At 73.7% G+C, this 22,024-nt stretch carries 16 protein-coding genes; 6 read left to right on the forward strand and 10 right to left on the reverse strand.

What is annotated here, in order from left to right; all coding sequences use genetic code 11:
* The first annotated feature begins 52 nt into the window (after positions 1–52).
* Entirely contained in the window at positions 53–943 is an 891-nt protein-coding gene (cysK, locus tag WME83_RS28590) for a cysteine synthase A (protein WP_437322055.1), read from the forward strand.
* Here cysK and WME83_RS28595 read toward each other — a convergent pair.
* The 4 genes from WME83_RS28595 to WME83_RS28610 form a co-directional block, all read right to left on the reverse strand.
* Positions 931–2,535: a complex I subunit 4 family protein gene (locus WME83_RS28595; protein ID WP_437312866.1), complete on the reverse strand. Its 1,605-nt coding sequence runs from the start codon at positions 2,533–2,535 to the stop codon at positions 931–933. The two genes, cysK and WME83_RS28595, sit on opposite strands and share 13 nt — an antisense overlap.
* Positions 2,532–3,980 carry a proton-conducting transporter transmembrane domain-containing protein gene (locus WME83_RS28600; protein WP_437312867.1) on the reverse strand — a complete coding sequence of 483 codons (1,449 nt, stop codon included), beginning with the start codon at positions 3,978–3,980 and terminating at the stop codon, positions 2,532–2,534. The genes WME83_RS28595 and WME83_RS28600 overlap by 4 nt, the downstream gene beginning before the upstream one ends.
* A complete protein-coding gene (locus WME83_RS28605; protein ID WP_437312868.1) occupies positions 3,970–7,044 on the reverse strand; it encodes a YbcC family protein in 3,075 nt (1,024 codons plus the stop codon). Before WME83_RS28605 ends, WME83_RS28600 begins: the two co-directional genes overlap by 11 nt.
* 76 nt (positions 7,045–7,120) lie before the next feature.
* Complete coding sequence (locus WME83_RS28610) at positions 7,121–8,770, reverse strand: SulP family inorganic anion transporter (protein WP_437312869.1); 1,650 nt, start codon at positions 8,768–8,770, stop codon at positions 7,121–7,123.
* 291 nt (positions 8,771–9,061) lie between these two features.
* Between WME83_RS28610 and WME83_RS28615 the strand changes: the two genes are divergently transcribed.
* Positions 9,062–9,649, forward strand: coding sequence for an RNA polymerase sigma factor (locus WME83_RS28615; protein ID WP_437312870.1), 588 nt, complete (start codon positions 9,062–9,064; stop codon positions 9,647–9,649).
* Positions 9,650–9,666: 17 nt separating this feature from the next.
* The gene (locus tag WME83_RS28620; protein ID WP_437312871.1) at positions 9,667–10,254 is read left to right on the forward strand and encodes a hypothetical protein; all 588 of its coding nucleotides are present in this window, start codon (positions 9,667–9,669) and stop codon (positions 10,252–10,254) included.
* Positions 10,255–10,543: 289 nt separating this feature from the next.
* On the opposite strand, the gene mazG is transcribed toward WME83_RS28620, so the two are convergent.
* Positions 10,544–11,398 (reverse strand): nucleoside triphosphate pyrophosphohydrolase, encoded by an 855-nt coding sequence (mazG, locus tag WME83_RS28625; RefSeq protein WP_437312872.1) that lies wholly within the window; start codon positions 11,396–11,398, stop codon positions 10,544–10,546.
* Positions 11,399–11,682: 284 nt separating this feature from the next.
* Here mazG and WME83_RS28630 point away from each other — a divergent pair, with 284 nt between their 5' ends.
* The gene (locus WME83_RS28630) at positions 11,683–12,780 is read left to right on the forward strand and encodes a hypothetical protein (RefSeq protein WP_437312873.1); all 1,098 of its coding nucleotides are present in this window, start codon (positions 11,683–11,685) and stop codon (positions 12,778–12,780) included.
* A gap of 340 nt (positions 12,781–13,120) precedes the next feature.
* Here WME83_RS28630 and WME83_RS28635 read toward each other — a convergent pair whose 3' ends face one another.
* Positions 13,121–14,038 (reverse strand): transposase, encoded by a 918-nt coding sequence (locus WME83_RS28635; RefSeq protein WP_437322056.1) that lies wholly within the window; start codon positions 14,036–14,038, stop codon positions 13,121–13,123.
* Positions 14,039–14,420: 382 nt separating this feature from the next.
* Positions 14,421–15,677, reverse strand: coding sequence for a flavin-dependent oxidoreductase (locus WME83_RS28640; RefSeq protein ID WP_437312874.1), 1,257 nt, complete (start codon positions 15,675–15,677; stop codon positions 14,421–14,423).
* A gap of 101 nt (positions 15,678–15,778) precedes the next feature.
* Here WME83_RS28640 and WME83_RS28645 point away from each other — a divergent pair, with 101 nt between their 5' ends.
* Complete coding sequence (locus WME83_RS28645) at positions 15,779–17,431, forward strand: ferritin-like domain-containing protein (protein ID WP_437312875.1); 1,653 nt, start codon at positions 15,779–15,781, stop codon at positions 17,429–17,431.
* Here the strand turns inward: WME83_RS28645 and WME83_RS28650 are convergent.
* The gene (locus tag WME83_RS28650; protein WP_437312876.1) at positions 17,392–18,855 is read right to left on the reverse strand and encodes a hypothetical protein; all 1,464 of its coding nucleotides are present in this window, start codon (positions 18,853–18,855) and stop codon (positions 17,392–17,394) included. The two genes, WME83_RS28645 and WME83_RS28650, sit on opposite strands and share 40 nt — an antisense overlap.
* The gene (locus tag WME83_RS28655; RefSeq protein WP_437312877.1) at positions 18,855–19,922 is read right to left on the reverse strand and encodes a hypothetical protein; all 1,068 of its coding nucleotides are present in this window, start codon (positions 19,920–19,922) and stop codon (positions 18,855–18,857) included. Before WME83_RS28655 ends, WME83_RS28650 begins: the two co-directional genes overlap by 1 nt.
* 292 nt (positions 19,923–20,214) lie before the next feature.
* Between WME83_RS28655 and WME83_RS28660 the strand changes: the two genes are divergently transcribed.
* Positions 20,215–21,255 (forward strand): hypothetical protein, encoded by a 1,041-nt coding sequence (locus WME83_RS28660; RefSeq protein ID WP_437312878.1) that lies wholly within the window; start codon positions 20,215–20,217, stop codon positions 21,253–21,255.
* A 40-nt stretch (positions 21,256–21,295) separates the two neighbouring features.
* Here the strand turns inward: WME83_RS28660 and WME83_RS28665 are convergent, their stop codons facing one another.
* Positions 21,296–21,832 (reverse strand): FHA domain-containing protein, encoded by a 537-nt coding sequence (locus WME83_RS28665; protein WP_437312879.1) that lies wholly within the window; start codon positions 21,830–21,832, stop codon positions 21,296–21,298.
* Positions 21,833–22,024 lie beyond the last annotated feature (192 nt).

Consider the following 22,024-nt stretch of genomic DNA (forward strand, 5'->3'; position numbering starts at 1 on the left):
CGGCGAGCGCTCCGCGCCCTCGCCCGCCGCCACCGTGCGCGTCGGCCCGGTCGTGCCGGACGCGCTGGCGCTCATCGGCGGCACGCCGCTCGTCCGCCTCGCCCGGATCTCGCCCGAGGGGGGCGGCGTCATCTACGGCAAGCTCGAGTCGATGAACCCGGGCGGCAGCGTCAAGGACAGGGCCGCGCTCGGCATGGTGCTCTGCGCCGAGCGCGAAGGGGCCCTCGGGAGAGGGTCGACCATCGTCGAGGCGACGAGCGGCAACACCGGGATCAGCCTCGCGATGATCGCCGCCGTCCGCGGCTACCGCTGCGTCGTGGTCATGCCCGAGGACATGAGCGTCGAGCGCCGGCACATCCTCCGCGCGTACGGCGCCGAGATCGTCCTCACGCCCGAGGGCCAGGGCATGGCCGGCGCGGTCGCCCGCGCGGTCGAGATCTGCCAGGCGACCCCCGGCGCCTGGATGAGCCAGCAGTTCCAGAACCCGGCGAACCCCGGCGCGCACGCGCGCGCCACGGGCCTCGAGATCCTCGAGCAGACCGGCGGCGACATCGCGGCGTTCGTCGCCGGCGTGGGCACCGGCGGCACCCTGACCGGCTGCGGGCGCGTGCTCCGGGATCGGCTCGGCAGCGCGGTCCGCATCTGCGCCGTCGAGCCGGCGAAGAGCGCCGTGCTCTCGGGCCGAGGCCCCGGCGCCCACGGCATCCAGGGCCTCGGCCCCGGCTTCGTGCCGGCGATCCTCGAGCGCTCGCTGATCGACGAGATCCTCACCGTGACCGAGGCGGCCGCGTCCCGCATGGGGCGGCGGCTCGCCCGCGAGGAGGGCCTCCTCGTCGGGCCGAGCTCGGGCGCCAACGTCCACGCCGCCGTGGAGATCGCGCGCAAGGTGCACGGCACGATCGTGACCGTCCTGCCCGACTCGGGGGAGCGCTACCTGCTCTGAGCCGCGCCCGGCCCCGGCGCGCGCCGCGCGCCCGCGAGGCCCACCGCGACGCCCGTCCCCGCGGACGAGGAGCCCTGGCCAGGATCGGCGACGGCGCGGCGGCTCGCCGCCGCCGAGGCGCGCGCGGCCGCGGCGTGGGCGACGCCGTGGAGGACCTGGTCGACCATCGGCTCGTGCAGCGCGAGCAGCCGCCCCGGCGCGACGCCGAGCACCACGGTGAGCGCCACCGTCGCCAGCAGGAACGCCCGCTCGCGGAACAGGAGCGCCTCCACCGAGGCGCCCTGCAGGTGGCGCCGCAGCGGGCCCAGGAAGGCGCGCTGGAACGCGCGGAACAGCGTGATCCCGTTGAGCGCCGCGGCCGTCAGCGCCAGCACCGAGAGCACGGGGTGGACGTGCAAGATGCCGTGCAGGAGCAGGTCCTCGCTCACGAACGAGAGCGCCCCCGGCATCCCGATCGCCGCGCACGCGAGCAGGAAGAAGAAGGCGGCCATGCGCGGCGTCCGGGCCACGAGGCCGCCGAGCGCCCGCGTGTCGGCCGTGCCGGCGCGCGCCTCCAGCGCTCCGATGACCATCGCGAGCCCGGTGAGCGCGATCGACGAGGCGACGCTCTGGAGGAGCGCGCCGCTCACGCTCTCCCGGCTCAGCGAGGCGAGCCCGAGGAGCACGAGCCCCTTCTGGCTCGCCACGAGGTAGCCGAGCATCCGGCGCAGATCGGTCTGGACGAGCGCGAGCACGGCGCCGTGCAGGGCGCTGACCAGGCCGAGGACGGCGAGGATGGGCATGCCCTCGGCGCAGCCCGCGGGCAGGAGCGCCGCCCCGACGCGCAGGAGCACGCAGACGCCGACCTGCATCTCGGCGAGCAGGACGGTGACGCCGAGCGGCCCGCGCTCGAGCAGCACGGGCAGCCAGCCGTGGAACGGCACGGCGGCCATGCGCATCAGCACGGCGATCCCGACGAGCGCGAAGAGCGGCGACTGCCACGCCTCGGGGACGCCGGCGCGGGCGATCTCCTCGACGTCGAACGGCAGGGCCGCCCCGCGGCGCGCGGCGAGCGCGGCCATGGCGCCGATCGCCAGGGCGAGCGGCGCCGTGCCGCCCAGCAGGAAGATGCGGCAGGTGCGCCGGAGCAGCGGGTCCAGGGCGCCGCCCTTCCTGGCGATCAGGCGCTCGATCGGCACGAGCGCGGCGATCCACGCAACCGCGAGCACCGCGAGGTCGAGCGCGCAGAAGACGCCGAGGATGGCGCTCGCGGTGGCGAGCAGCGCGGTGGCGGCCGGCCGGTCGACCGCGGCGCGCGGGCCCGCGGCGACTAGGGCGAGCAGGACGAAGCCGAGCAGCGGGAGCAGGGCGATGGTGTAGCCGTCGACGCCGAGCCGGAGGCGCGCGCCGAGGAGCGGCAGGGCGGGCCCCCCGGCGGCGAGCGCGACGCCGGCGCGCGAGAGCGCGAGCGGCGCGAGCGAGAGGAGCAGGGTGAGCGCCGCGCCGACGACGGCCGCGCGGCGCGCGCCCTCGTCGCTGCGCGCCCGGGAGGCGAAGAGCGCCGCGACCGCCGGCGTGAGGACGAGCGCCCCGAGGAGCGGAAAGGCGCTCACGTCCGCGCCCCCTTCCGGTCGCTCGCGGCGGGCTCGAAGGCCATCGCGCGCTCGGGTGCGTCGGGCGCGGCGGGCGCGTGCGCGTCCGGCTCCCCCGGCTCGGCGGCGGCGCGCTCGGGCCAGCCGCTCAGCGCCGCCACCCACCGGCGCTCGAGCCGGTCGAGCACGCGCCCGAGGCGCATCAGCGGCGCGGCGACGAGCCGCTCCTGCAGCGCCTCGAGGTGGAAGCGATCGAGCGCGAGCCAGTACGCGCGCCGCACGAGCGCCGCCGGCAGCGCGCGGGCGGCGAGCCCGAGGGGCGGCAGCGGCTCGCCGGCGTGCGCGGCCCGGATCTCCTGCGCGTCGCGGAGCGCCGACGGGGCGCGCAGCATCTGGAGGCAGCGCAGGCACGCGTGCGCGAACAGGTGGACGAGCGCGAGCCAGTAGAGCCCGAGCCCGATCTCCACGAACATGAGCCCCACCTGCGTCATCGTCGCGTGCGCCAGGGCGCTCTTCACGTCGGCCTGCACGCGCCCCACCATCGTGCCGTAGACGGCCGTCGCCGCCCCGACGCAGGCGATCACCGCGCTCGCGGCCGGCGAGCGCTGGAGCAGCGGGGCCACGCGCAGCATCAGGTACACCCCCGCGTGCACCGAGATCGCGCCGTAGAAGAGCGCGCTCGACGGCGTCGGCCCCTCCATGGCCCGCGGCAGCCAGCTCCCCAGCGGGAACTGCGCGCTCTTGCCCATGGCGGCGAGGAACAGGCACAGCGCGAGCGCCGTGGCCGCGCCGGGGCCGAGCGACGCCGCGGGCCCGGGCCAGGGGGCGCCGCCGAACACCTCGCCCCACTGCGAGGAGTGGGCGAGATCGTGCATGAGCACCGCGCCCCCGAGCAGCCCGACGTCGCAGAGCCGGTAGGTGATGTAGACGCGCACCGCGGCCCGCGGCGGCGCCTCGCGATCGTGGAAGAAGGCCACGAGCAGCACGCTCGTCGCGCCGACGAGCTCCCAGCCGGCGAAGAGCAGATCGACGGTGCCCGCCGACACGAGCCCGAGCATGCCCGTCGAGAACAGCGCGAGGAGCAGGAAGAACCGCGCGAACCCCGGCTCGCGGTGCAGGTACGCCACCGAGAACCGGCCGACCGTGAGCGCGATCAGCGAGACGAGCACCATCATCGTCGCCGACAGCCGATCGACGAGCAGGACGATCTCGAACGCGTAGCTCCTGGTCTCGAACCAGTGTCCGAGCTTCACCGGGACGAACGCGTAGGGCGCCGCGACGGCCGAGCCCCAGATCGCCAGCGACGCCGCGAGCGAGACCGAGAGCGCGGACAGCACGACGCGCGACACGACGCGCTCGCTCGGCGTGCGGAGGAGCAGCAGGTAGGCCCCGAGCGCGGCGAAGGCCGCCGCCGGGGAGAGCACAGCGAGCGCGGCGAGCTCGCCGAGCAGCACGTCAGACAGCATGGTGGGCGACCTCGCGTGGCCGCGTGGACGCGGCGCGGATGAGCGCAGGTGGGACGAAGCCGGACCTCCCGGCGTACCAGTCGGCGGAGCGCTGGACCTCGGGCAAAGGGTCGTCCGGGGGCGAGAACGGCGCGAAGCCGTCCCCCGTGAAATGGGCGATCCGGCGCGTGTCCGGATCGACGCAGGAGAGCTGGATCCAGCCGTTGCAGATGAGCTCGCGGAGGGCCGGCTGCCGCGCGCAGAGCGCGGCGGCCGTCTCCGTGCTCGCCTCCACGACGACGAGCAGGCGCACCGGCTCGTGGATCTCGATCATCTGCTTCGGCAGCCCCGTGCGCAGGTCGCTCAGCGAGCCCTCCATGACCCCGAGCAGCGAGACCAGGTTGTGCGGCAGCTTGGTGCCGGCGCCGTAACGGCGGTTGTCGACGCAGGAGAAGTAGTACTCGAGGTTGATCCCCGCGCCGACCGGGCCGACCGCGAGCAGGATGCGCTCGAGGATCGCGCCGCTCGGGTCCTGGGTCGGGTCGTATGAGACGAGGAACGCCCTGCGATCCAGGAACAGCCCGCGGGTGAGCGCGCGGCGGCCGACCACGCAGACGGCGTTGGTCACGTGCCCGAGCTCGGGCCGGGCCTCGCTGAGGTCGGCGGCGCGCGACTCGACGTGGGCGAGCGCCCGCGCGGGCTCGCCGTCGGCCGGCGCGGACGCGAAGCGACGGCAGCGCTCGTGCGCGTGCAGCGCGCGCGCCGCGTCCAGGGCGCCGGAGAGCGCCGCGAGCTCGGCGCGGTGCGACGCCGGCGCGAGGTGCTGGTCGTAGAGGACGATCTCGTCCGTCGTCGTGTTGTTCATGCCGCCGACGAAGAAGGTCGCGTCCGGGATGTCGATCCCCCGGCCGCGGAGCAGGGCGCGGACCTCGGGGTCGTTCGCCATGGACGCGAACAGCCGCGCGTTCGGGCCGCCATGGCGGCCGCCGCAGGCGCCGCAGTCGTACGCCGACTGGTGCGGGTTGTTCACGCTGGTCGATCCGTGGCCGAGCACCGCCACGATCGGCGCGAAGCCGCGGGTGAGCCCCATGTTCTCCAGCGTGACGGCCACCCGGGCCGCCTTCTCGGCGGCGGTGAACGGCCGCCCCGCGCCGGCCGCGGCGGAGCCGGCCGCGGCGGAGCCCTCGTCGTGCGGGCTGAGGAGCCGCGTCGGCACGGCCGGGAGCAGACGCCGCTCGAGCGCGCGGCGCAGCCGCGCCGTCGCCCGAGGAAACAGGATGCGTCCGACGAGCGGGATCGTGGAGAACAGGCCGAGGGTCGGCGTGAGGAGCACGCCGCGCGCCAGGGTGCGCGAGCCGCGCCCGAGCGCGTGCAGCAGCCGCGCCCAGCGCCTGCGGCGGGCCTGCCGGCGGCGGCCCGCCTCCTCCTCGTGCGGCCGCTCGACGATCTCGTGCGCCGGCTCCACCCCGACCGGGCAGAGGCTCGCGTGGCCGGCGTCGTCGAGCCCGCGGTAGCGGATCGGCACGCCGAAGAACCCGGCCACGCCAAAGGTCTCGTGCCGCGGCGAGAGCTCCTCGAAGTGCCGCCGGAGCCCCTCGCAGCGATCGTCGATGCAGAAGGCGACCTGGAAGCGGGGCTCCTTCACCGCGCGCTCCTCCTCCGGGCGGCGCAGGCTCACGGCGATCCCGTGCAGCGCCTCGACCCGGTGGTGATGCTCGTAGGCCTCGTGCAGGACGCGGCGCCGCGCGATCGCGTCGAACGCCTCGAGCGCCGACAGCGCCCAGACGCGGTCCGCCACGGGCAGCGGCTCGATCTCGGCGGCCGACAGGCCGGCGAGCTGCGCGAGCTGAAACAGGCGGAACGGCCGATCGTGGTCGGGCGAGCAGGGCGGCGGCGCCGGCGGCCGCGCGGCGCGCCGGGCGTGCTCGACGAGCCCGGCGAGGGGCCCCGCGTACCCGAGCCGCCGGCGCGCGACGTCGCGCAGCGCGTACCGGGCGAGGGTCAGGCGGACGGCGAGGTACTCGACCAGCGACGCGGGCGGCGATCCCGGGGGCCGATCGCCCGGGGTGTGCTCGAGGCGGTGGATCATGCCGGCCCAGCCCGGGAGCTCGAGCAGCACGCGGGTCACGTATCCCTCCCAGCGATCCTCGGGCACCCCGAGCTCGTCGAGGGCCCGGACCGCGATCGCGGGCGGCGCGAGCCCTGCCGCGCCGAGCTGGCGGAGCTCCTTGTCGAGCCCCCGGAAGGCCGGGGCAGCGAGCCACGCGCCCTCGAGCGCCATGTCGCGGAAGCAGCGCCACAGCCCCTGCGCTCGATCGGGCATCGCCCAGTGCGCGACGCCCTCGTCGAGGTAGGCGGCGAGGAGCCGGATCAGGAGCGGATCGACGAGCTCGGCCGGATCCTCGCCGGCCAGGGCGAGCAGCAGATCGCGGTGCGACCGGCCTTCACCCACGCGGTCGACGAGCGGCGGCTCCGCGGGCGGGGCGGGCGGCAGCTGCACGGCGCGGCACGCGTCCCAGAGCGCGAGCGCGGCGCGCGACTCCGGATCGAGGCCGCCCTGGTCGCGGAGGTGCGCCGCGGTCTCGGGGCGCGCCTCGAGCCAGCGCTCCGTGCGCTCCAGGATGCGCCAGCGCCGCTCGGCGGGGACGTCGGCCCTGAGCCTCCGCGTCTCCCCCGCCTCGGCGATGCGCCACGCGAGGCCCGCGGCGGTCTCCGCCTCGATCGGATGGCGCAGCGAGAGCCGCTCGATCTCGTGCCGGGACAGCGGGCCTCGCCGCTCGTCCGGGTGCGCGGCGAAGCGCGCCGCGAGGGCCGCCTCGAGGTCCTCGCCGCCGATCCGCCCCGAGGCGATGTGCGCGCGATACTCCGCCTCCGAGAGGTACGGCTCGGCCTCGAAGACGGCGCTCGCCGCGGCGAGCGCGTCGTGGAACGGCAGGTGCTGGAAGGCGTGCAGCGTGTTGTGGTGGACGAACACGCCGATGGGCCCCTGCGCTGGCAGGAAGTGCCCGGCGTGCTCGACCACGTCGCAGAGGCGCGCCTGTCGCGCGGCGCTCGCGCGGAGATCCTGAGAGAGCTCGCTGTCCATGGCGATCCCGGAGATAAGGTGGTTCCTGGGGCCTCACCCGCGATGCGCGGCCGCGGCGGCCGCGCATCGCCGCGGCTCAGCGCTCGGCGACGGGGCTGATGATGGTCCTCTTCCTCGCCGAGAGCGGGTGGGACGACATCTGGAAGTGATCGCCGAGGCCCGAGAGGGTCAATGTCCGCCCGTCTCGCTTCATCACGGCCTCCAGCTCGTGCAGGTTGGACATGACCGTGTGATCGACGAGGCGGGCCTCCGCGAAGTTGATCTCGATGCTGGAGGCGCTCGCGTGGCTCGCGAGCTTCCGCTGGATGCTGAGATAGTTGCTGAAGACCGCCGCGTGCTTGACGCGCAGCACGACGCGCCCTCCCTCGGCGCGCTCCTCCACGTCCGGCCGGAAGAGGACGCGCAGCGGCGCGCCGTTGATCACGTGGATGAGCATCTTCACGACAATGCCGGCCGCGACCCCGACGAGCAGATCGGAGGCGATGCAGAACGCGGCCGTGGTGCCGAAGATGATGAGCTGCTCCCTGCCGATGCGGAGCGTCCGCACGAACTCCTTGGGGGACGCGAGGCGGGTGCCCGTGAACGTGAGCATGGCGGCGAGCGCGGCGAGGGGGATCCGGTGGATCAGCCCCGGCGCGAAGGCGACGAAGAGCAGGAGGAAGGTGCCGTGGAAGAAGTTCGACAGGCGGCTCTTCGCGCCGTAGCCGATGTTCGCGGAGCTGCGGACGATCTCGGAGATCATCGGCAGCCCGCCGAGCAGGCCCGCGATGAGGTTGCCGACGCCCGTGGCGAGCAGATCCCGGTCGAGATCGGAGCGGCGCTTCGCGGGATCGAGCGAGTCGACGGCCTTCGCCGACAGCAGCGACTCGATGCTGCCCACCAGCGAGAACATCACGATGTATTTGATCGACGCGGGCGTGCCGACGTGGCTGAAGTCGGGGAAGACGATCGCCTGGAGGAGGTTGCCCGGCAGGTTGACCAGGAAGCTCGGCCCGATCGCGTACGTCGTGTGGGTCGCCGCGAGCGTGTAGGTGTGCTCGTGCTCGAGATCGAAGACGTACGCGAGCGGTACGGACAGCGCCAGCACCAGCATCGGCGCGGGGATCTTCTGCAGATAGCGCGACCTCTTGGCGACCGCCGGATAGCCGAAGAGGATGATCAGCGAGAGGACGCCGATCAAGGCGATCTCGGGGTTCAGCCGGGACAGGCTGCGCGGGATCTCCAGGATCAGGTGGAGCGGCTCTTTCGCCGCGGGCGTGACGCCGACGAGCGTGTGGATCTGCTTCGAGCAGATGATGATCCCGATGGCCGCCAGCATGCCGTGCACCACCGAGACGGGGAAGAAGTCGCCGAGCTTGCCGGCGCGCGCCAGCGCGAAGGCGATCTGTGTCAGCGCGGCGACAGCGATGCACGCGAGCGCGCGGCGATATCCGACCGCGTTGTCGCCGCCGCCGAGCTCCTGAACGGCGCCCAGGGCGATGACGATGAGGCCCGCCGCCGGTCCCTTGATGGTCAGCGGCGCGCTGCCGAGCCAGGTGGCGACCATCCCGCCGACGACGGCGGTGAGCACGCCGGCGATGGGCGGGAACCCGCTCGCCATGGCGATGCCCAGGCAGAGCGGCAGGGCGATCAGGAAGACGAGGAAGCCTGAAACGAGGTCGTTCTTCCACGAGGCGGACGCGGGCGCCTGCGCCGGCGCGCCTGAAGAAATCATCGGGTTGGACATGGGGTGGTCGGGCCTCGGAGACGCGGGCACCCTGTGGGCCCGCTGTTCGTCAGAACACGCCCCAGGACGGGACCACTCGCCCCGAGGTTCCCGATGGGGGTGACGATTTCATGCGATGTGCAGGAACCTGCGCGGGGGCCCGTTCCGTCCTAGGGGGCGTCGATGTACAGCGCTCCCCTGCTCGAGGCGCCGCTGCTCGCCCCGCCGTGGCCCGAGCGGCGGGCTCTACCTCGCCGTCCATTCCACGCTAGAGTTCCGGGCCTCGACGCTCCAGGCGCTCGAACGGCCCCCATGACCGAATCGCGACCCCTCCTCGGCGAATCGCGCGCGCAGTTCGAGTCGGCGGTGCGCCCGGTGCTGCCGCGCCTGTACCGATTCTGCATCTCCCTCTGCGGCGCCCGCGATCAGGCGGACGATCTGTTCCAGAACGCGTTGCTCAAGGCGTACCTGAACGCGGCGTCGTTCGAGGGGCGCTCGGATCTCGGGGTCTGGCTCTGCGGGATCGCTCGGCACGAGTACCTGGAGGCCTACCGGACCGAGGCGCGGCGCCGCGGCCTGCTCGATCGGCTCGTCGACGTGTGCACCGAGGCGCTCGGCATCCTGCCTCGCGCCGAAGCGCCGAGCCCGGAGGCGGCCGCGATCCTGAGCCAGGACACGGGGATGCTCCTCGCCTGTCTTCAGGAGCTGCCCGAGGAATTCCGCACCGTGGTGGTGCTATGCGACATCGAGGAGCTCGGTTACGATAGTGTGGCCGAGCTCCTCGGAATCCCCAAGGGGACGGTGAAGAGCCGCCACGCCCGGGGGCGCGCGCGGCTGCGCGATGCATACGAGCGCGTGGCGGCGCAACTCGTCGTCGCGGCGCGAGAGGGATCGACGTGAGCGGACAGGACCACGATGTGCCTCCGATTCCGCAGGATCTCGCGGCGAGCATGCGGGCGCTGCGCGCGATGAACCCTTCCGAGGCGCTCGTCGAGCGCGCGCTCAACAAGCTCCCCGAGCGGCCGGAGCGCCCGGCGGCGGAGGGCGGCAAGAGATCGCAGCGGGCGCAGAGCCCCTGGCGATGGGGAGTGATGCTCGCAGCGCCGGCGCTCGCCGCGCTGGCGATCGCCGTCGCGCTGGCGGGCGGCGGGGGCGCGAGCTCTCCCGCGATCGAGCGCTCCGAGGAGCGCGCCGTCGCGTTGCCGGACGACGGTCACGCGTGGATGCACCTCGATTTGTGGACGCACCGCCATGCCGAGGAGCCGGCGGTGGTTCACCTCGAGGTGCCGGAGCACGTGCGCGTGCGGCTGCCCGACGGCGAGGGCGGGGCGCTGGAGGAGCACTGCCAGCAGGAGCGCTGCTCGCATCGGCTCACGCGCTACCGCGGCGACGCGCCGCTCAGCGTGGCGGTCGCGCAGCCGGGCCGTTACGAGATCCACGTCCGTCACGAGTCGAACGAGGCGCGCGTGCGGGAGCGCTTCGTGCTGACCGCGGTGCGTGACTGAGCCCGGGCGCGCCTGAGACCCTGCTCGCGCAGGCGCCGGGCCGACGGGGATGAGCACGGCGGCCTCTGGGAGCCTGGTTGTGCGGCCGCCGAGCGACCGGGGTTGAGCTCGACGCCCACGGCCGCCGCGCGACCGGGGTTGAGCTCGCCGCTGAGCTGAGCTCGCTGAGCTCGCCGACCGGGGTTGAGCTCGCCGCAGCACGACCGGGGTTGAGCTCGCCGCAGCGCGACCGGGGTTGAGCTCGCCGCAGCGCGACCGGGGTTGAGCTCGCCGGAGCTCGACGCAGCGATCAGGTCCGCTGCTCGCCGCGCTTGGCCTCGTCCCAGTAGCCGTCGAGCTCGTCCAGCGTCAGGGTGTCATCCGACGCCCTGGCAGGCCAGCCGCCGTGCCGCTCGATGACCCGCCGCTCGACGTGCTCGAAGCGCCGGGTGAACTTGTCGATCGTGCGGCGCAGCGCCCCCTCCGCGTCGACGCCGGCGTGGCGCGCCAGGTTCCCGAGCGCGAAGAGCACGTCGCCGAGCTCCTCCTCGATGGCGGCGGGGTCGCCGCTCTCGAACGCCCGATCCAGCTCTCCGAGCTCCTCCTCGACCTTCGCGCGCGAGCCCCGCGCGTCGGGCCAGTCGAAGCCCACGCGCGCGACCTTCTCGCCGACCCGCTGCGCCCGGGTCAACGCCGGCAGGCTGCGGGGAACGCCGCCGAGCACCCCGCGGTCCTTGCCCTGCCGGGCCCGCTCCGCCGCCTTGATGCGCTCCCAGTTCTGGAGCACCTCGTCGGCGTTCTCGGCGCTCTCGTCCGCGAACACGTGGGGGTGGCGCCGCACGAGCTTCTCGCAGATCGCGGCGACCACGTCGTCGGGGCCGAACGCCCCCTCGGCCCGGGCGAGCTCGGCCTGGAAGACGACCTGGAGCAGGAGATCCCCGAGCTCGGCGCACAGCTCCTTGCGGTCGCCGCCGTCGATGGCATCGATGACCTCGCAGGCCTCCTCGAGCACGTAGCGCCGCAGCGTCGCGAAGCTCTGCTCGCGGTCCCACGGACATCCGTCGGGCGCAAGGAGCCGCTGCATCAGCTCGACCAGGCGCGGAAACGTACGGCCGGCCTGCTCCGGAAGCGGCGGCGCCTCCACAGGATCGAAGGGGCGAGGCATGCAGTGCTACTAGCGCAAACCGCCCCCGCTGCGGAAGAGCAGGCGAAGCGATGTTACGCAACGCGTCATTGTGGATTCACGGGCGGTACCGTGAGAAAAGTACAGACGTCGTCGAGGTTTCGGCGGCGAGGACGACCATGAAGAGCGCAGGCTATGTGGTGCTGTTCACGATCGCCGGGTGCTCGCAGGGGGTGTGTCGGAGCGTCGGGAGCGCTCTGGGCCCGGGGCCGAGCCCGGCGGCCTCTGCGGGGGGGACCGTGGAGGTGCCGACGGAGGAGCCGACCGTGGTTGAGGCCCAGCCGGCCGACGGGGGGGAGAGGGCAGCGCTTGATGAGCAGATCGCCCCGTTGCGCAAGGGCGGGCGCCACCTCATCGCAGAGCCCCCCAACGACGCGGAAGAGGCCGCTTACGTCACGTGGATCGCAGCGGCGGGGGTCGCCGTCCAGAGCCGGCAGCCACCTCCGGCGGCCCCACCCGGGTTCGCGCTGCGGGCGGTCCCCGGGCGCGACCTCTGGGTGCTGTCCGAGGACGACTCGCGCCGTCGGGGCGCGGCCGCGGTGGTACTGCGCACAGGAGCAGCAGCGCCGCTCATCGTGGAGGCGCCGCACACCTTCTTCGACCAGGGGACGCTGCCCATCGCGCTGGCCATCTTCGAGGCGCAGCGAGCGCGGGCGCTGATCGTCAACACGTCGCACCGATACGGCGGCGGCCCAAAACCAAGCAACGCCGTCGGGGACGACGAAGGCGAAGGAACGGGCGGCGCTAGCGCGGATGAGGCGGACGCTGAGACGCGGGCAACGCGGGGCAGCGCTCGGACGGCTGGCAGCGGGCGGGCGGGGTCCGGGGGCGCCACGGGCGTAGGCGGCAGCGATGGCGTCCAGGGCGCAGGCGGCGGCGCACGGGGGGACATCGTTGCCGCCCGCGCGCGGCCGGCCGCGACCCTTGCTTTCGCAGACGTGGCGCATGCGGAGCGCTCATTTTTCCTGTCGGCCCACCGGGCGCTGCTCCAGAGCTTTCCCGGCATGCCGGCGGTGCAACTGCACGGTTTTCAGGACAGCTCGGCGCCGGACGCCGCCGCCATCGCCAGCGCCGTGGGGCACGGCGCCAACCTTGAGCGGCTGCTCGCCCCGCTGCGGGCGGTCGTCAGTGACGGGAAGGTCCTCGCCTACCCCGCCGACATCAAGAAGCTCGGCGGTGCCACCAACGTGCAGGCCCGGTTGTCGCGCCAGATGGGCGCGCCATTCTACCACCTCGAGCTGTCGCGAGCGCTGCGCGACAAGCTGCTCACGGACGAGGATTTGCGGCGCCGCTTCTCGGCGGCCTTCGCGGGCCTCGTGGCCGGAAAAGGCCAGGAGGAAACCCGACCCGGGTTGTCCCCGTAGTGGTCTTCCCCCGCTTCCGAAGACCCCGGTAATGCTCAGTGGCTCGCAGCACGCAGCGGGCGGCGTTGCCGTCGCACGACCGCCTCGCGGCACAACGGTCCGATCGCCCGAACGGCACTCACGGCCCGTCTACATGAGCCCGTTCGAATTCGAATTGTAGACCTACGTAACCGCGCTCGCGGCAAGTGAGACTATTCGCGTAAGCGAGGGAGGACCGCTGCCCAACCTGCGTCGGCCACCACGTCCGATCTAAGTCGGGCTGGTTGGGTTCTTGGTTTCCAACCTGGGTTGGGTTCGTGAGTTCAACCTGGGCCGGGTTAGTACCGGCTTGGTTCCATAGTCATATCGCGAAAACGACACCCGTCACGCTGGCGCCGTGAAACGCATGCATCCACCACGTTCCTGCCGGGAATAAAACGCTGCGTACGCCGGCGCGCCATCGCTCGAGCGCCGCGCGGTACGACGCGCGAAATGCCCGCACAGCTGCACCTGCGCTTCGCCATGCATCACCCTGCTCACGACCGACCGCAAAAGTAGGATTGCGCTCGCGCAGCGCTTCGAGGCTCGTAGCACGTTCGTAAGGGGAGATCTTACAGGCTCGCTCCGCCCCCAGAAATTTACGGCCAAGCTGCTGCATCTGCGCATGAGCCTGCGCTTCGTGCCGCTCGAGCTCGGCGGCGACCTGTTGACGAAAGCCCTCCGCGTTGTGCTCGATTGCCGGCGGCAACGAGAGCGGAAGCGTCACTTCCTCGGGCCAATGCGGGTTTTCAGGATCGAGATATGCGGAGGGGCGCGTCGCGCTCAACACGCCTCGGCCGAGCTCGCCCACCTCCACCTTGGCGCCCGGCCATTCACGCGCATGCCGTACGAGGCCAGCCGCCACCGGATTGGCGAGGACGTAGGCGATTTTCTCCACCACCGCCGCGGGCGTCAGCAATCGCACCACGCTCGGGGCCTCGTGGTCCCACACTGGTCCTTCCCATGCGCGGATCACCTTCGTCCCGAGCGCGACGATGCGATGATAGAACTGCAGGAAGCGCGGCAATACGCCCGTCACGTCGGTCACGATCAAGTGTAGATGCGTCGACATCGCGCAGAGCGCATGGACCTGGACGCCGTAACGGCGGGCGGAGATCGCGAGGGCATAGATCAGAAGCTGATTGATGACCGCATCAGGTCGGAGGAGCAGGTGCCGACGCAGGATGCGACGGGTGATCATATACGTCGCGCCTGGAGCGATCTCGCGAGGTTGGCTCATGGCCATCGCACAAAACAAACGTCGTGCCAGGCTCGTGATGAATGATTTCAATGAGTTACCACCCTGTCAGGGGTGGCGGCCGCGTTCCGCGGGTGGCGGCCGCCAGGTCGCCAGAACGGCGGTGACCTCCAGCGCCGGTGACCTCAACCTGGGTCGCGTCTTCCAACCTCAACGTGGGTCGGGTCGCTCAACCCGGTCCGAGGTCCCCGCAACCCGGGTCAGATCGCCGCCGCCGAGGTCCCCGCAACCGGGTCCGGTCGCCGCCGCCACCAACCCCAACCCGGGTCGGGTCGCCGCCAACCCCAACCCGGGTCGGGTCGCCGCCACCGCCACCAACCCGGGTCGGGTCGCCGCCACCAACCCGGGTCGGGTCGCCGCCCCCTCACACGCCCCACGACGGCCGCGCGTTGAGCTCCTCGACGTCGGTTCCGACCATCCTCGTGTAGCCGCGGCTCATCTCCTCCAGCTCCTCGCCGCTCAGCACGTCCTCGATCCGCGCAAACCCCTCGGGCGCTCGCTGCTCCACCAGCGCGATGACCCGCTCGGCGCCCATCGCCCGGTTCGCGAGGACGAGCGCGCTCGTGGGTGGCCGGCGCGCGGCCTCATACGCGGACAGCGCCGCTTCCGGATCGCTCGCCCGCGCGAGGTGCCAGGCCAGCACGCGCGCGTCGAGGATCGCCTGGGATGCCCCGTTGGAGCCGACCGGGAACATCGGATGAGCGGCGTCGCCGAGCAGGGTGACCCGGCCAGCGCCCCACCACGGCAGCGGGTCGCGGTCGACCATGGGATACTCGAACAGGACCGGCGCCGCGGCGATGAGCGCCGGGACGTCGAGCCAGGAGAAGCGCCACGCGGCGAAATGGGGCAGCACGTCCTCCAGGCGACCTCGCCGGTCCCAGCTCGCGGGCGCGACGGTCGCCCCCTCCTGCAAGCGCACCTCCGCCACCCAGTTGATCGCGGCCCGGCCGCGGAGCTCCGCGCCGCGCGAGATCGGATATGCGACGAACTTGGCGGCCCGGTTGCTGCCCGCCATGATCATGCTGCGCCCCGTGAGGAACGGCTCGGCCTCGGTCACGCCCCGCCACATGTGAATGCCGTTCCACCGCGGCGGCCCCTCCGCCGGGTGGAGCTGCGCGCGAACCGCCGAGTGAATGCCGTCCGCCCCGATGAGCACGTCCGCGGAGACCACCTCGAGCGCGCCGCTCCGCCGATCCCGCAGCGAGACGCGCACCTCGGCCCCCGTCTGCTCGAACCGCTCGACCGCGAGCCCGGTGCGCACGCCGGCGTCCCCGAGCCGCTGCTGCGCCGCCGCGAGCAGGATCGCCTGGAGCTCGCCGCGGTGAATCGAGATCTGAGGCCAGCGATACCCGGCGGCAATGCCCCGCGGCTGGGCCCAGATCCGGCCGCCGAACCGATCGTAATGCACCAGCTCGGCCGTGGGGATCCCCGTCGCCGCCAGCGCGTCCGCGAGGCCCAGCTCGGTCAGCTCTCGCACGGCATGCGGGAGCAGGTTGATGCCGACGCCCAGCGGCTTGATCTCGCGCGCTGCCTCGACGACGAACGCCTCCACGCCGGCCGATTGCAGGCTCAATGCCGCCGTCAGACCGCCGATCCCGCCGCCGGCAATCAAGACACGCATGGCGCCACGGTCGCACGCCCCGGAGGACGCGGCAAGCGCGCTCGCGGGGGCAGCGACGGCAGCGCCGAACGCGGGTAAGATCCTCGAACGAGGTTGAATCCATGAAATTGCTTGTCTCGATCGACGCTTGGGGTGCGAGGTTGCTCTCGGTGCTGGCGATCGCGCCCGCCCTGAGCTGCGGCGGCGACGTCACGGCCGAAGAGGGCTCTGGCGGCAGCGGTGGAACAGGCTCGAACGCGAGCACGGCAAGCGTAGGCACGGGGAACGGCCCGGCCGCGAGCTCTGGCGCGGGCCCCACGGGGAGCACGGGGAGCGCGCCGCCGGAAGGATTCCCGTTCGCGTGCGACGACCCCGAGCCCGTCCTCGTCGCCGGCCAGAACACCGGGTACGTGCGCTGTGCCGGCGGCTGGATGCACCGCGCCGAGGTCATCACCTGCCCGAGCCCGCTCCCGCGCCCCGAGGCGTGCAAGGACACGGGCGGCGGTGCAAGCAGCTGCTCCTCGGACGCCGACTGCACCGAGCAGCCGCACGGCTTCTGCAGCCCCGGCCTCGGAGGCGAGGCGCCCCCAGGGTGCTTCTGCCACTACGGATGCACGACCGATGCCGATTGCAACGAAGGGCAGATCTGCCTGTGCGGCGATCCCGTCGGGCAGTGTGTGCAGGCGCGGTGCACCAGCGATCAGGACTGCGGCAGGGCGCTCTGCTCGAGCTACGTGCTCAACCCGGGTTGCGGCGGGACCGGCTTCGCCTGCCAGACGGCCACCGACGAGTGCGCCGGGGACGGAGACTGCCCAGGGGAGCAGCAGTGCACGCTCGCGGCGCTGCGCCACGCCTGCGCGGAGCCGCTCTGCGTGATCGGCCGACCCTTCCTCGTGGCCGGGGTCGAGCGCACCGCCGAGCCCGCAGCGCGCGACGACTGGCGGGCCGCCTCGCCGGGAGCGCCGCCTCGCCGCGACACGCTTTCGGCCGAGCAGCAGGCGGCGCTCGCCGAGCACTGGACCCGCGTCGCCCTCCTCGAGCACGCGTCGATCGCCGCGTTCGCCCGCTTCACGCTCCAGCTCCTCTCGCTCGGCGCCCCGCCGGAGCTCGTCGGCGCGGCCCAGGCGGCCATGGGCGACGAGGCCGAGCACGCGCGCCTGTGCTTCGCGCTCGCCAGCGCCTTCGCCGGACGCGGCGTCGGCCCCGGGCCCCTCGCCATCGACGGCGCCCTCGGCGGCGAAGGCGCCCGCGAGATCCTCGTGACCACCCTCCGCGAGGGGTGCATCGGCGAGACCATCGCCGCGATCGAGGCGGCAGAAGCCGCCCTCCACGCGACCGATCCCGCGGTCCGGCGCGCCCTCGAGACGATCGCCGAGGACGAGACGCGGCACGCCGAGCTCGCCTTCCGGTTCGCCGCCTGGGCCATCGAGCGCGACCCCTCCCTGGCGAGCGCGGTCGCCGACGAGCTCGCCGCCGCCTCGGAGCCGGCCCCCTCAACCCCGGTCCCCGCAACCCCGGACGGCGCTGCCGCCGCCTCGGAGCCGGCCCCCTCAACCCCGGTCCCCGCAACCCCGGACGACGACGCGCGCAGCGGCCTGCTCGGCTTCGGCGTGCTGTCGCCGGCGCACCGGCGGGCGCTCCGGGAGCGCGCGCTCGCCCAGGTCGTCGCGCCGTGCGCGCGGGCGCTGCTCGCGCGCGGCGGCGAGCGCAGCGGCCCGCGCCCCGCGGCCGGCCCTCAGCGCGACGAGACCGAGAGCTTGGCGACGAACAGCTGACCGTCCTCTTTCTCGACCTTGCAGTTCAGGAGCGCGAAGTCGTCGCTGGAGGTGCCCGCCAGGTAGACGTCCGTCCCGGAGATCGCGAGCGCCTGGACCTGCTGGAGCCCGGGGCCGCCGAGCGCGCCGAGCCACTCGGTCTCGCCGCCGGGGGCCCCGAGCCGCGCGAGGAAGATGTCCCCCTCGCCGGCGTCCCCGGCGACCTCGGCGTCGTCGGTCATCAGCTGCTGCCGGAAGTGCCCGGCCACGACGACCCGCCCGAACGCGTCGACCCCGACGACCTGCGCCGACTGATCCCCGCTGCCGCCGAGGTGCTTGGCCCACGTGGCGACGCCCTGCCGGTCGAGGTGCGCGACGAAGCCGTCCTCCTCCGTGGCGACGAGCTCGCCGGCGAGATCGATCTGCCCATCGAACGAGCCGGCCAGGGTGACGCCGGCGCCGTTCACCGAGATGGCGCCGGCGCGCTGGTCCCCGGGGAGGGAAGCGTAGTGTCGGTACCAGAGGCCGGCGCCCTCGGCGCTCGATCCATCGCAGATCCAGGACGCCGGGAACGAGGCGAGGACGGAGTCGGTCCCCTCGGCGACCCCGTCGCCGGGCGGCAGCCCGCGCTCGGAGCCGGGGAATCCGACGTTCACGCGGCCCTCGAAATCGGCAACCACGAAGGCCTCGCCGGAGGACACGCGGAGCGCCCGGGGCCGGTAGCGCGCGCCCTCACGGCCCGAGAAGACACCGCTGCACGCGTTCGCGAGGGTCTGTCCATCGTAGCTGGAGAACCCCATGTCCGCCCCGCCCTGGAGCGACGTCAGCACGAAGACGCGATCGCCCTCCACGGCCACCGCCCTCGCCTCGTCGGAGCCGCGCGACCCGTGCACCACGCACGCCGCGACCCCGCCCGGATCGCGCCTGTCGAGCCGCGCCACGAACGCGTCGCCGGCCCCGCCGCCCGCGGGCGCCGCGCAGTCCGCGCCGAACGACAGGCTGCCCGTGAAATCGCCCGCGACATAGACGCTGCCCTCGCCGAGGGCGATCGACGTCGCCTGGTGGGTGTGCGTCGCTGCGTCGTTCTCCGCGTTCCCGAAGCGCTCGCTCCAGAGGTGATTGCCGTCCTGCGCGAGGTGCGCCACGAAGACGTCCTTGCCGGCGCCTCCCGCCGTGAGCGCGCCGCCGGCGACGGTGAGATCGCCCTTGAAGCCGCCCGCCAGCCACAAGGTGCCGTCGCTGTCGGCCGCGAGCCCGCCGAGCGTGGTGTCGGCGTCGCCGAACGACGTCACCCACTGGCACGTGTAGCCGGGCTCGCTGAACGTCCCGCCCCCGACGCCCTGCTCGGCGATCGCCTGGATGCCGGCGATCTCCGCGCAGCCCGCGCCGCTCGCCGCGAAGAGGGCGCTCGCCAGCCAGCGCCGCGCACGCCGTTCGAGCGTCATCAGAACACCCCGAGGACGGCGCCGCCGAGGACGCCCGGCGCGATCTGCACGCGCGCGCTCGCACGCGGGCCGTCCGGGGGCAGCGTCAGCCAGAGAACGGCCGTGCCGGCGAGCGCCGCGCCCGCGGCGATGAAGGAGAAATCGGAGACGGTCGCGTACGACATCGCTCTGCTGGCCAGATCGGGCACCGGCTGCGCGCAGTCCAGGTAACGCTCCGCGTTCCTGCACGCCGTCCCGGCGCTGTTCTCGACCTTGTCCCACGTGGAGATCGCCAGGCCCCCGAAGGTGCTCCCGAGCGCGATGCCCGCGAGCGCGAGCCCGCCGGTCACCCACATCAGGTTCCGGTGGATCGGATCCGGCCTCGGGCCGTACGGCGTCGGCCTGCGCCGCTCCAGGTCGGCGGCAGCGGGCGGCGGCGCGGCCGCGTGCGGCTCGAGCGCCGTGATGCGGACCTCGACGAGCTCGCCCGGCTGCATCGCCTCGACCTCGCGCGAGAACGCCTGCCGGCCCGGCGCGGTCGCGGTGACCCGGTGCTTCCCCGGCTCGACGGGGCGGGCCGCCCCGACCCCCCGCGCCGCCGCGCCGTCGAGCGCCACCTCGAGCCCGGGCAGCGCCTTCACCTCGTCGGACACGAGGATCGAGAGCCTCGGGAGCCGCTGCGCGATCGCCGCCGCGCGCTCGCGCGCCTCGGCGCCCTGCTTCGCGTCGCCGCCCGCCGCCTCGACCTCGGCGTAGAGCGCCCACGCGCTGGCGAGGCGCCCGGTGCGCTCGTGGCACCGCGCCAGCTCGAGCTTCGTCTCGGTCGACGGGCGCAGCCGCTCGCTCTCCTCGAGCTTCGGACAGGCCGCGTCCGGCCGGTCGCTCGCCAGCAGCTCCTGCGCCTCCCGGCGGAGCGCGTCGGCCCGCGCGCGCTCCGCGATCGTCGGCTCGGCCCAGGCCGGGGTCGCCGTCGCCGACGCGGCCAGCGCCGCGAGGAGCCCGAGCGCGGCGCGGCCGAGGCCCCGCCGCGCCGCGCGCCCCGCGCCGCCGGCGCAGCGGCGGGGTCCTCTGCAGATCTCTTCGAGCATCGAGTCCCCTGGACGGCCGGCGAGCAGCACCTGCGTCAGGTCCGCGCGCTGGACCGCGACGACCGATAACAGGGCACCGCGAGGAGCGCCAGGCCCAAAGGCCCGCGCTCGGGCGCCGCCGCGCCGCCGCGCCGGCACCCGAGCGAGGGCCCGGCGACGCAGCCGCGCGCCCGCGTTCCGCTTCGACCCCCGCGGCCTTTGCGCTAGCTTTCCGCTTTCGATTCCGGTCTCGCCCCTGGCTCTCGCGTCATCGAGCGTACCGGCTGGAGCGCTCCCGCGAACAGGTGCCCCGATGTCCTCCGTGCCCGCCCCCAAGAAGAAGCGGTCCAAGAAGCGCGCGCCCTCCCTGCCCCGCCGGGACGAGGAGTGGATCGGCGGCTTCTTCTCCCTGCGCGCGTTCGTGCACGAGGGCGACGAGGCGTACCGCCCCGAGGCGGTCGTCTGGATGACCGAGCGCGGCTTCGTGCTGAGCTGCGCCGCCCTGCGCCCCGGCGACGTCGTCGCGGGGGCGGTCGACAGCTTCGAGGCCGCCGCCAGCGGCCCGCTGGAGGGGAAGCCGCGCCTGCCCGAGCGCGTGCGCGTGGCCTCGCCCGCGCTCGCGGACGCGCTGCGGGCGCGGCTCGGCCCGGCCATCGAGGTCCGCGTCGCGCCGACGCCGGAGATCGACGTCGTGGCCGAGGACCTCGAGGCGCACCTCGGCGCGCGCGACGGCCGCCTGACCCCGAGCTTCCTCGGCGGCGGCATCGAGGCGCCCGCGATGGCGTCGTTCTTCCGCGCGGCGGCCGCGCTCTACCGCGCCACGCCCTGGAAGGCCGTGCCCACCGACGCGGACATCATGGCGCTGTCGATCCCGTCGCTCGGCGCGCGCGACCTCGCGCTGTGCGTCGTCGGGCAGGCCGGCCAGAGCCACGGCGTGCTCCTGTTCGAGAGCGCGCGCGGGTTCGAGCTCTACCTGGCCGAGACCGCGAAGCTCCCGGACGCGCCGCCCGCGTCGCTGCCGGCGAGCTTCTTCTCGCTGAGCTTCGACCGCGCGAACGACCTGCACCCCGCGCTGCGCGACGAGGTCGCCGAGCAGCGCTGGGAGCTGGCCGGGCCGGACGCCTACCCCACGCTCGCGATGGTCGACGAGGACCTGATCGGCCGCAAGCCGACGCCGAAGGAGCTCACGGCCTCGGAGGCGCTCGCGCTCGGCCTGGTCGAGCTGATGAAGCGGCGCAAGGAGATCACGAGGGCCTTCCGCGGCGGCGCCCCGGTGGACGCGAGCTACGTGGTGGAGACGCACGCGGGCCCGGTCGAGGTGCTGTTCCGCGCGCCCCACCCGGAGCGGAGCTGAGCCGGGCGGCCGCGCGCGAGCGGGGCCGGAGGGCCCGACCTCAGCGGGCGATGAGCCGGTAGAGATCGGCGTTCAGGATGAACTCGCAGACGACGTTGCCGAACTGGAGGATGTCGCCGCTGCGGAGCGGGGCGCCGTCCCCGGCCGGCGTGAGGAGCCGGTCGTTCAGGAACGTGCCGTTGGTGCTCTTCCGCGCGTGGAGCATCGGGGTGTCCGCGACCTGGACCGAGATGTGCGCGTGGGCCTTCGATACGGAGGGGTCGCGCAGGACGATATCGCTGTTCGGGGCGCGCCCGATGGTGATGCGATCCTGCCAGGGGCTCTCCGGGCGCTTCGTCACCGGCAGGAGCTCGCAGCCGTGGGACGCGACGCTCATCGCCGACGAGATGCGGTGACGGACCAGGGCCGGTTGGCTGTGCGAGCCGGGCGAGGTGCCGGCAAAGACGGTCTTGAACGACGGAGGGGGCTGGTCCTCGGGGCCGAGCTCCCGGAGCAGCCACGCGTGCGGGTACCTCCGGTCGAAGGCCATCCGTGAGAGCGCCCGGCTCTGGGCACAAAGCGTCGCGAAGGTCAACATGACAAGATCTTCCCCGGGTTCCGTGCTGTTCGAGCAGGCGGCGCCCGGCCGAGCGACGCACCGCCCGCCCGTCGGGTCCCGATAGGCCTTTATACATCAGTCCACGACGGGATCACCGGGCGCCACGCCGCGCCCCTGATTCGGACCTCCGGCGCCGCGCGGACTACACCGTCGGGGCTCGCCACACCCGTG

Origin of the sequence: Sorangium sp. So ce385, from assembly GCF_051474135.1 — a bacterium.
GTDB classification, from domain to species: Bacteria; Myxococcota_A; Polyangia; order Polyangiales; family Polyangiaceae; genus Sorangium; species Sorangium cellulosum_D.

Excerpts from the sequence above, each read along its gene's own strand:
- WME83_RS28600 (WP_437312867.1), bottom strand. The coding sequence starts at position 3,980 with ATGCTGTCTGACGTGCTGCTCGGCGAGCTCGCCGCGCTCGCTGTGCTC.
- WME83_RS28605 (WP_437312868.1), bottom strand. The coding sequence starts at position 7,044 with ATGGACAGCGAGCTCTCTCAGGATCTCCGCGCGAGCGCCGCGCGACAG.
- WME83_RS28610 (WP_437312869.1), bottom strand. The coding sequence starts at position 8,770 with ATGTCCAACCCGATGATTTCTTCAGGCGCGCCGGCGCAGGCGCCCGCG.
- WME83_RS28615 (WP_437312870.1), top strand. The coding sequence starts at position 9,062 with ATGACCGAATCGCGACCCCTCCTCGGCGAATCGCGCGCGCAGTTCGAG.
- mazG (WP_437312872.1), bottom strand. The coding sequence starts at position 11,398 with ATGCCTCGCCCCTTCGATCCTGTGGAGGCGCCGCCGCTTCCGGAGCAG.
- WME83_RS28635 (WP_437322056.1), bottom strand. The coding sequence starts at position 14,038 with ATGAGCCAACCTCGCGAGATCGCTCCAGGCGCGACGTATATGATCACC.
- WME83_RS28640 (WP_437312874.1), bottom strand. The coding sequence starts at position 15,677 with ATGCGTGTCTTGATTGCCGGCGGCGGGATCGGCGGTCTGACGGCGGCA.
- WME83_RS28645 (WP_437312875.1), top strand. The coding sequence starts at position 15,779 with ATGAAATTGCTTGTCTCGATCGACGCTTGGGGTGCGAGGTTGCTCTCG.
- WME83_RS28650 (WP_437312876.1), bottom strand. The coding sequence starts at position 18,855 with ATGACGCTCGAACGGCGTGCGCGGCGCTGGCTGGCGAGCGCCCTCTTC.
- WME83_RS28655 (WP_437312877.1), bottom strand. The coding sequence starts at position 19,922 with ATGCTCGAAGAGATCTGCAGAGGACCCCGCCGCTGCGCCGGCGGCGCG.
- WME83_RS28660 (WP_437312878.1), top strand. The coding sequence starts at position 20,215 with ATGTCCTCCGTGCCCGCCCCCAAGAAGAAGCGGTCCAAGAAGCGCGCG.
- WME83_RS28665 (WP_437312879.1), bottom strand. The coding sequence starts at position 21,832 with ATGTTGACCTTCGCGACGCTTTGTGCCCAGAGCCGGGCGCTCTCACGG.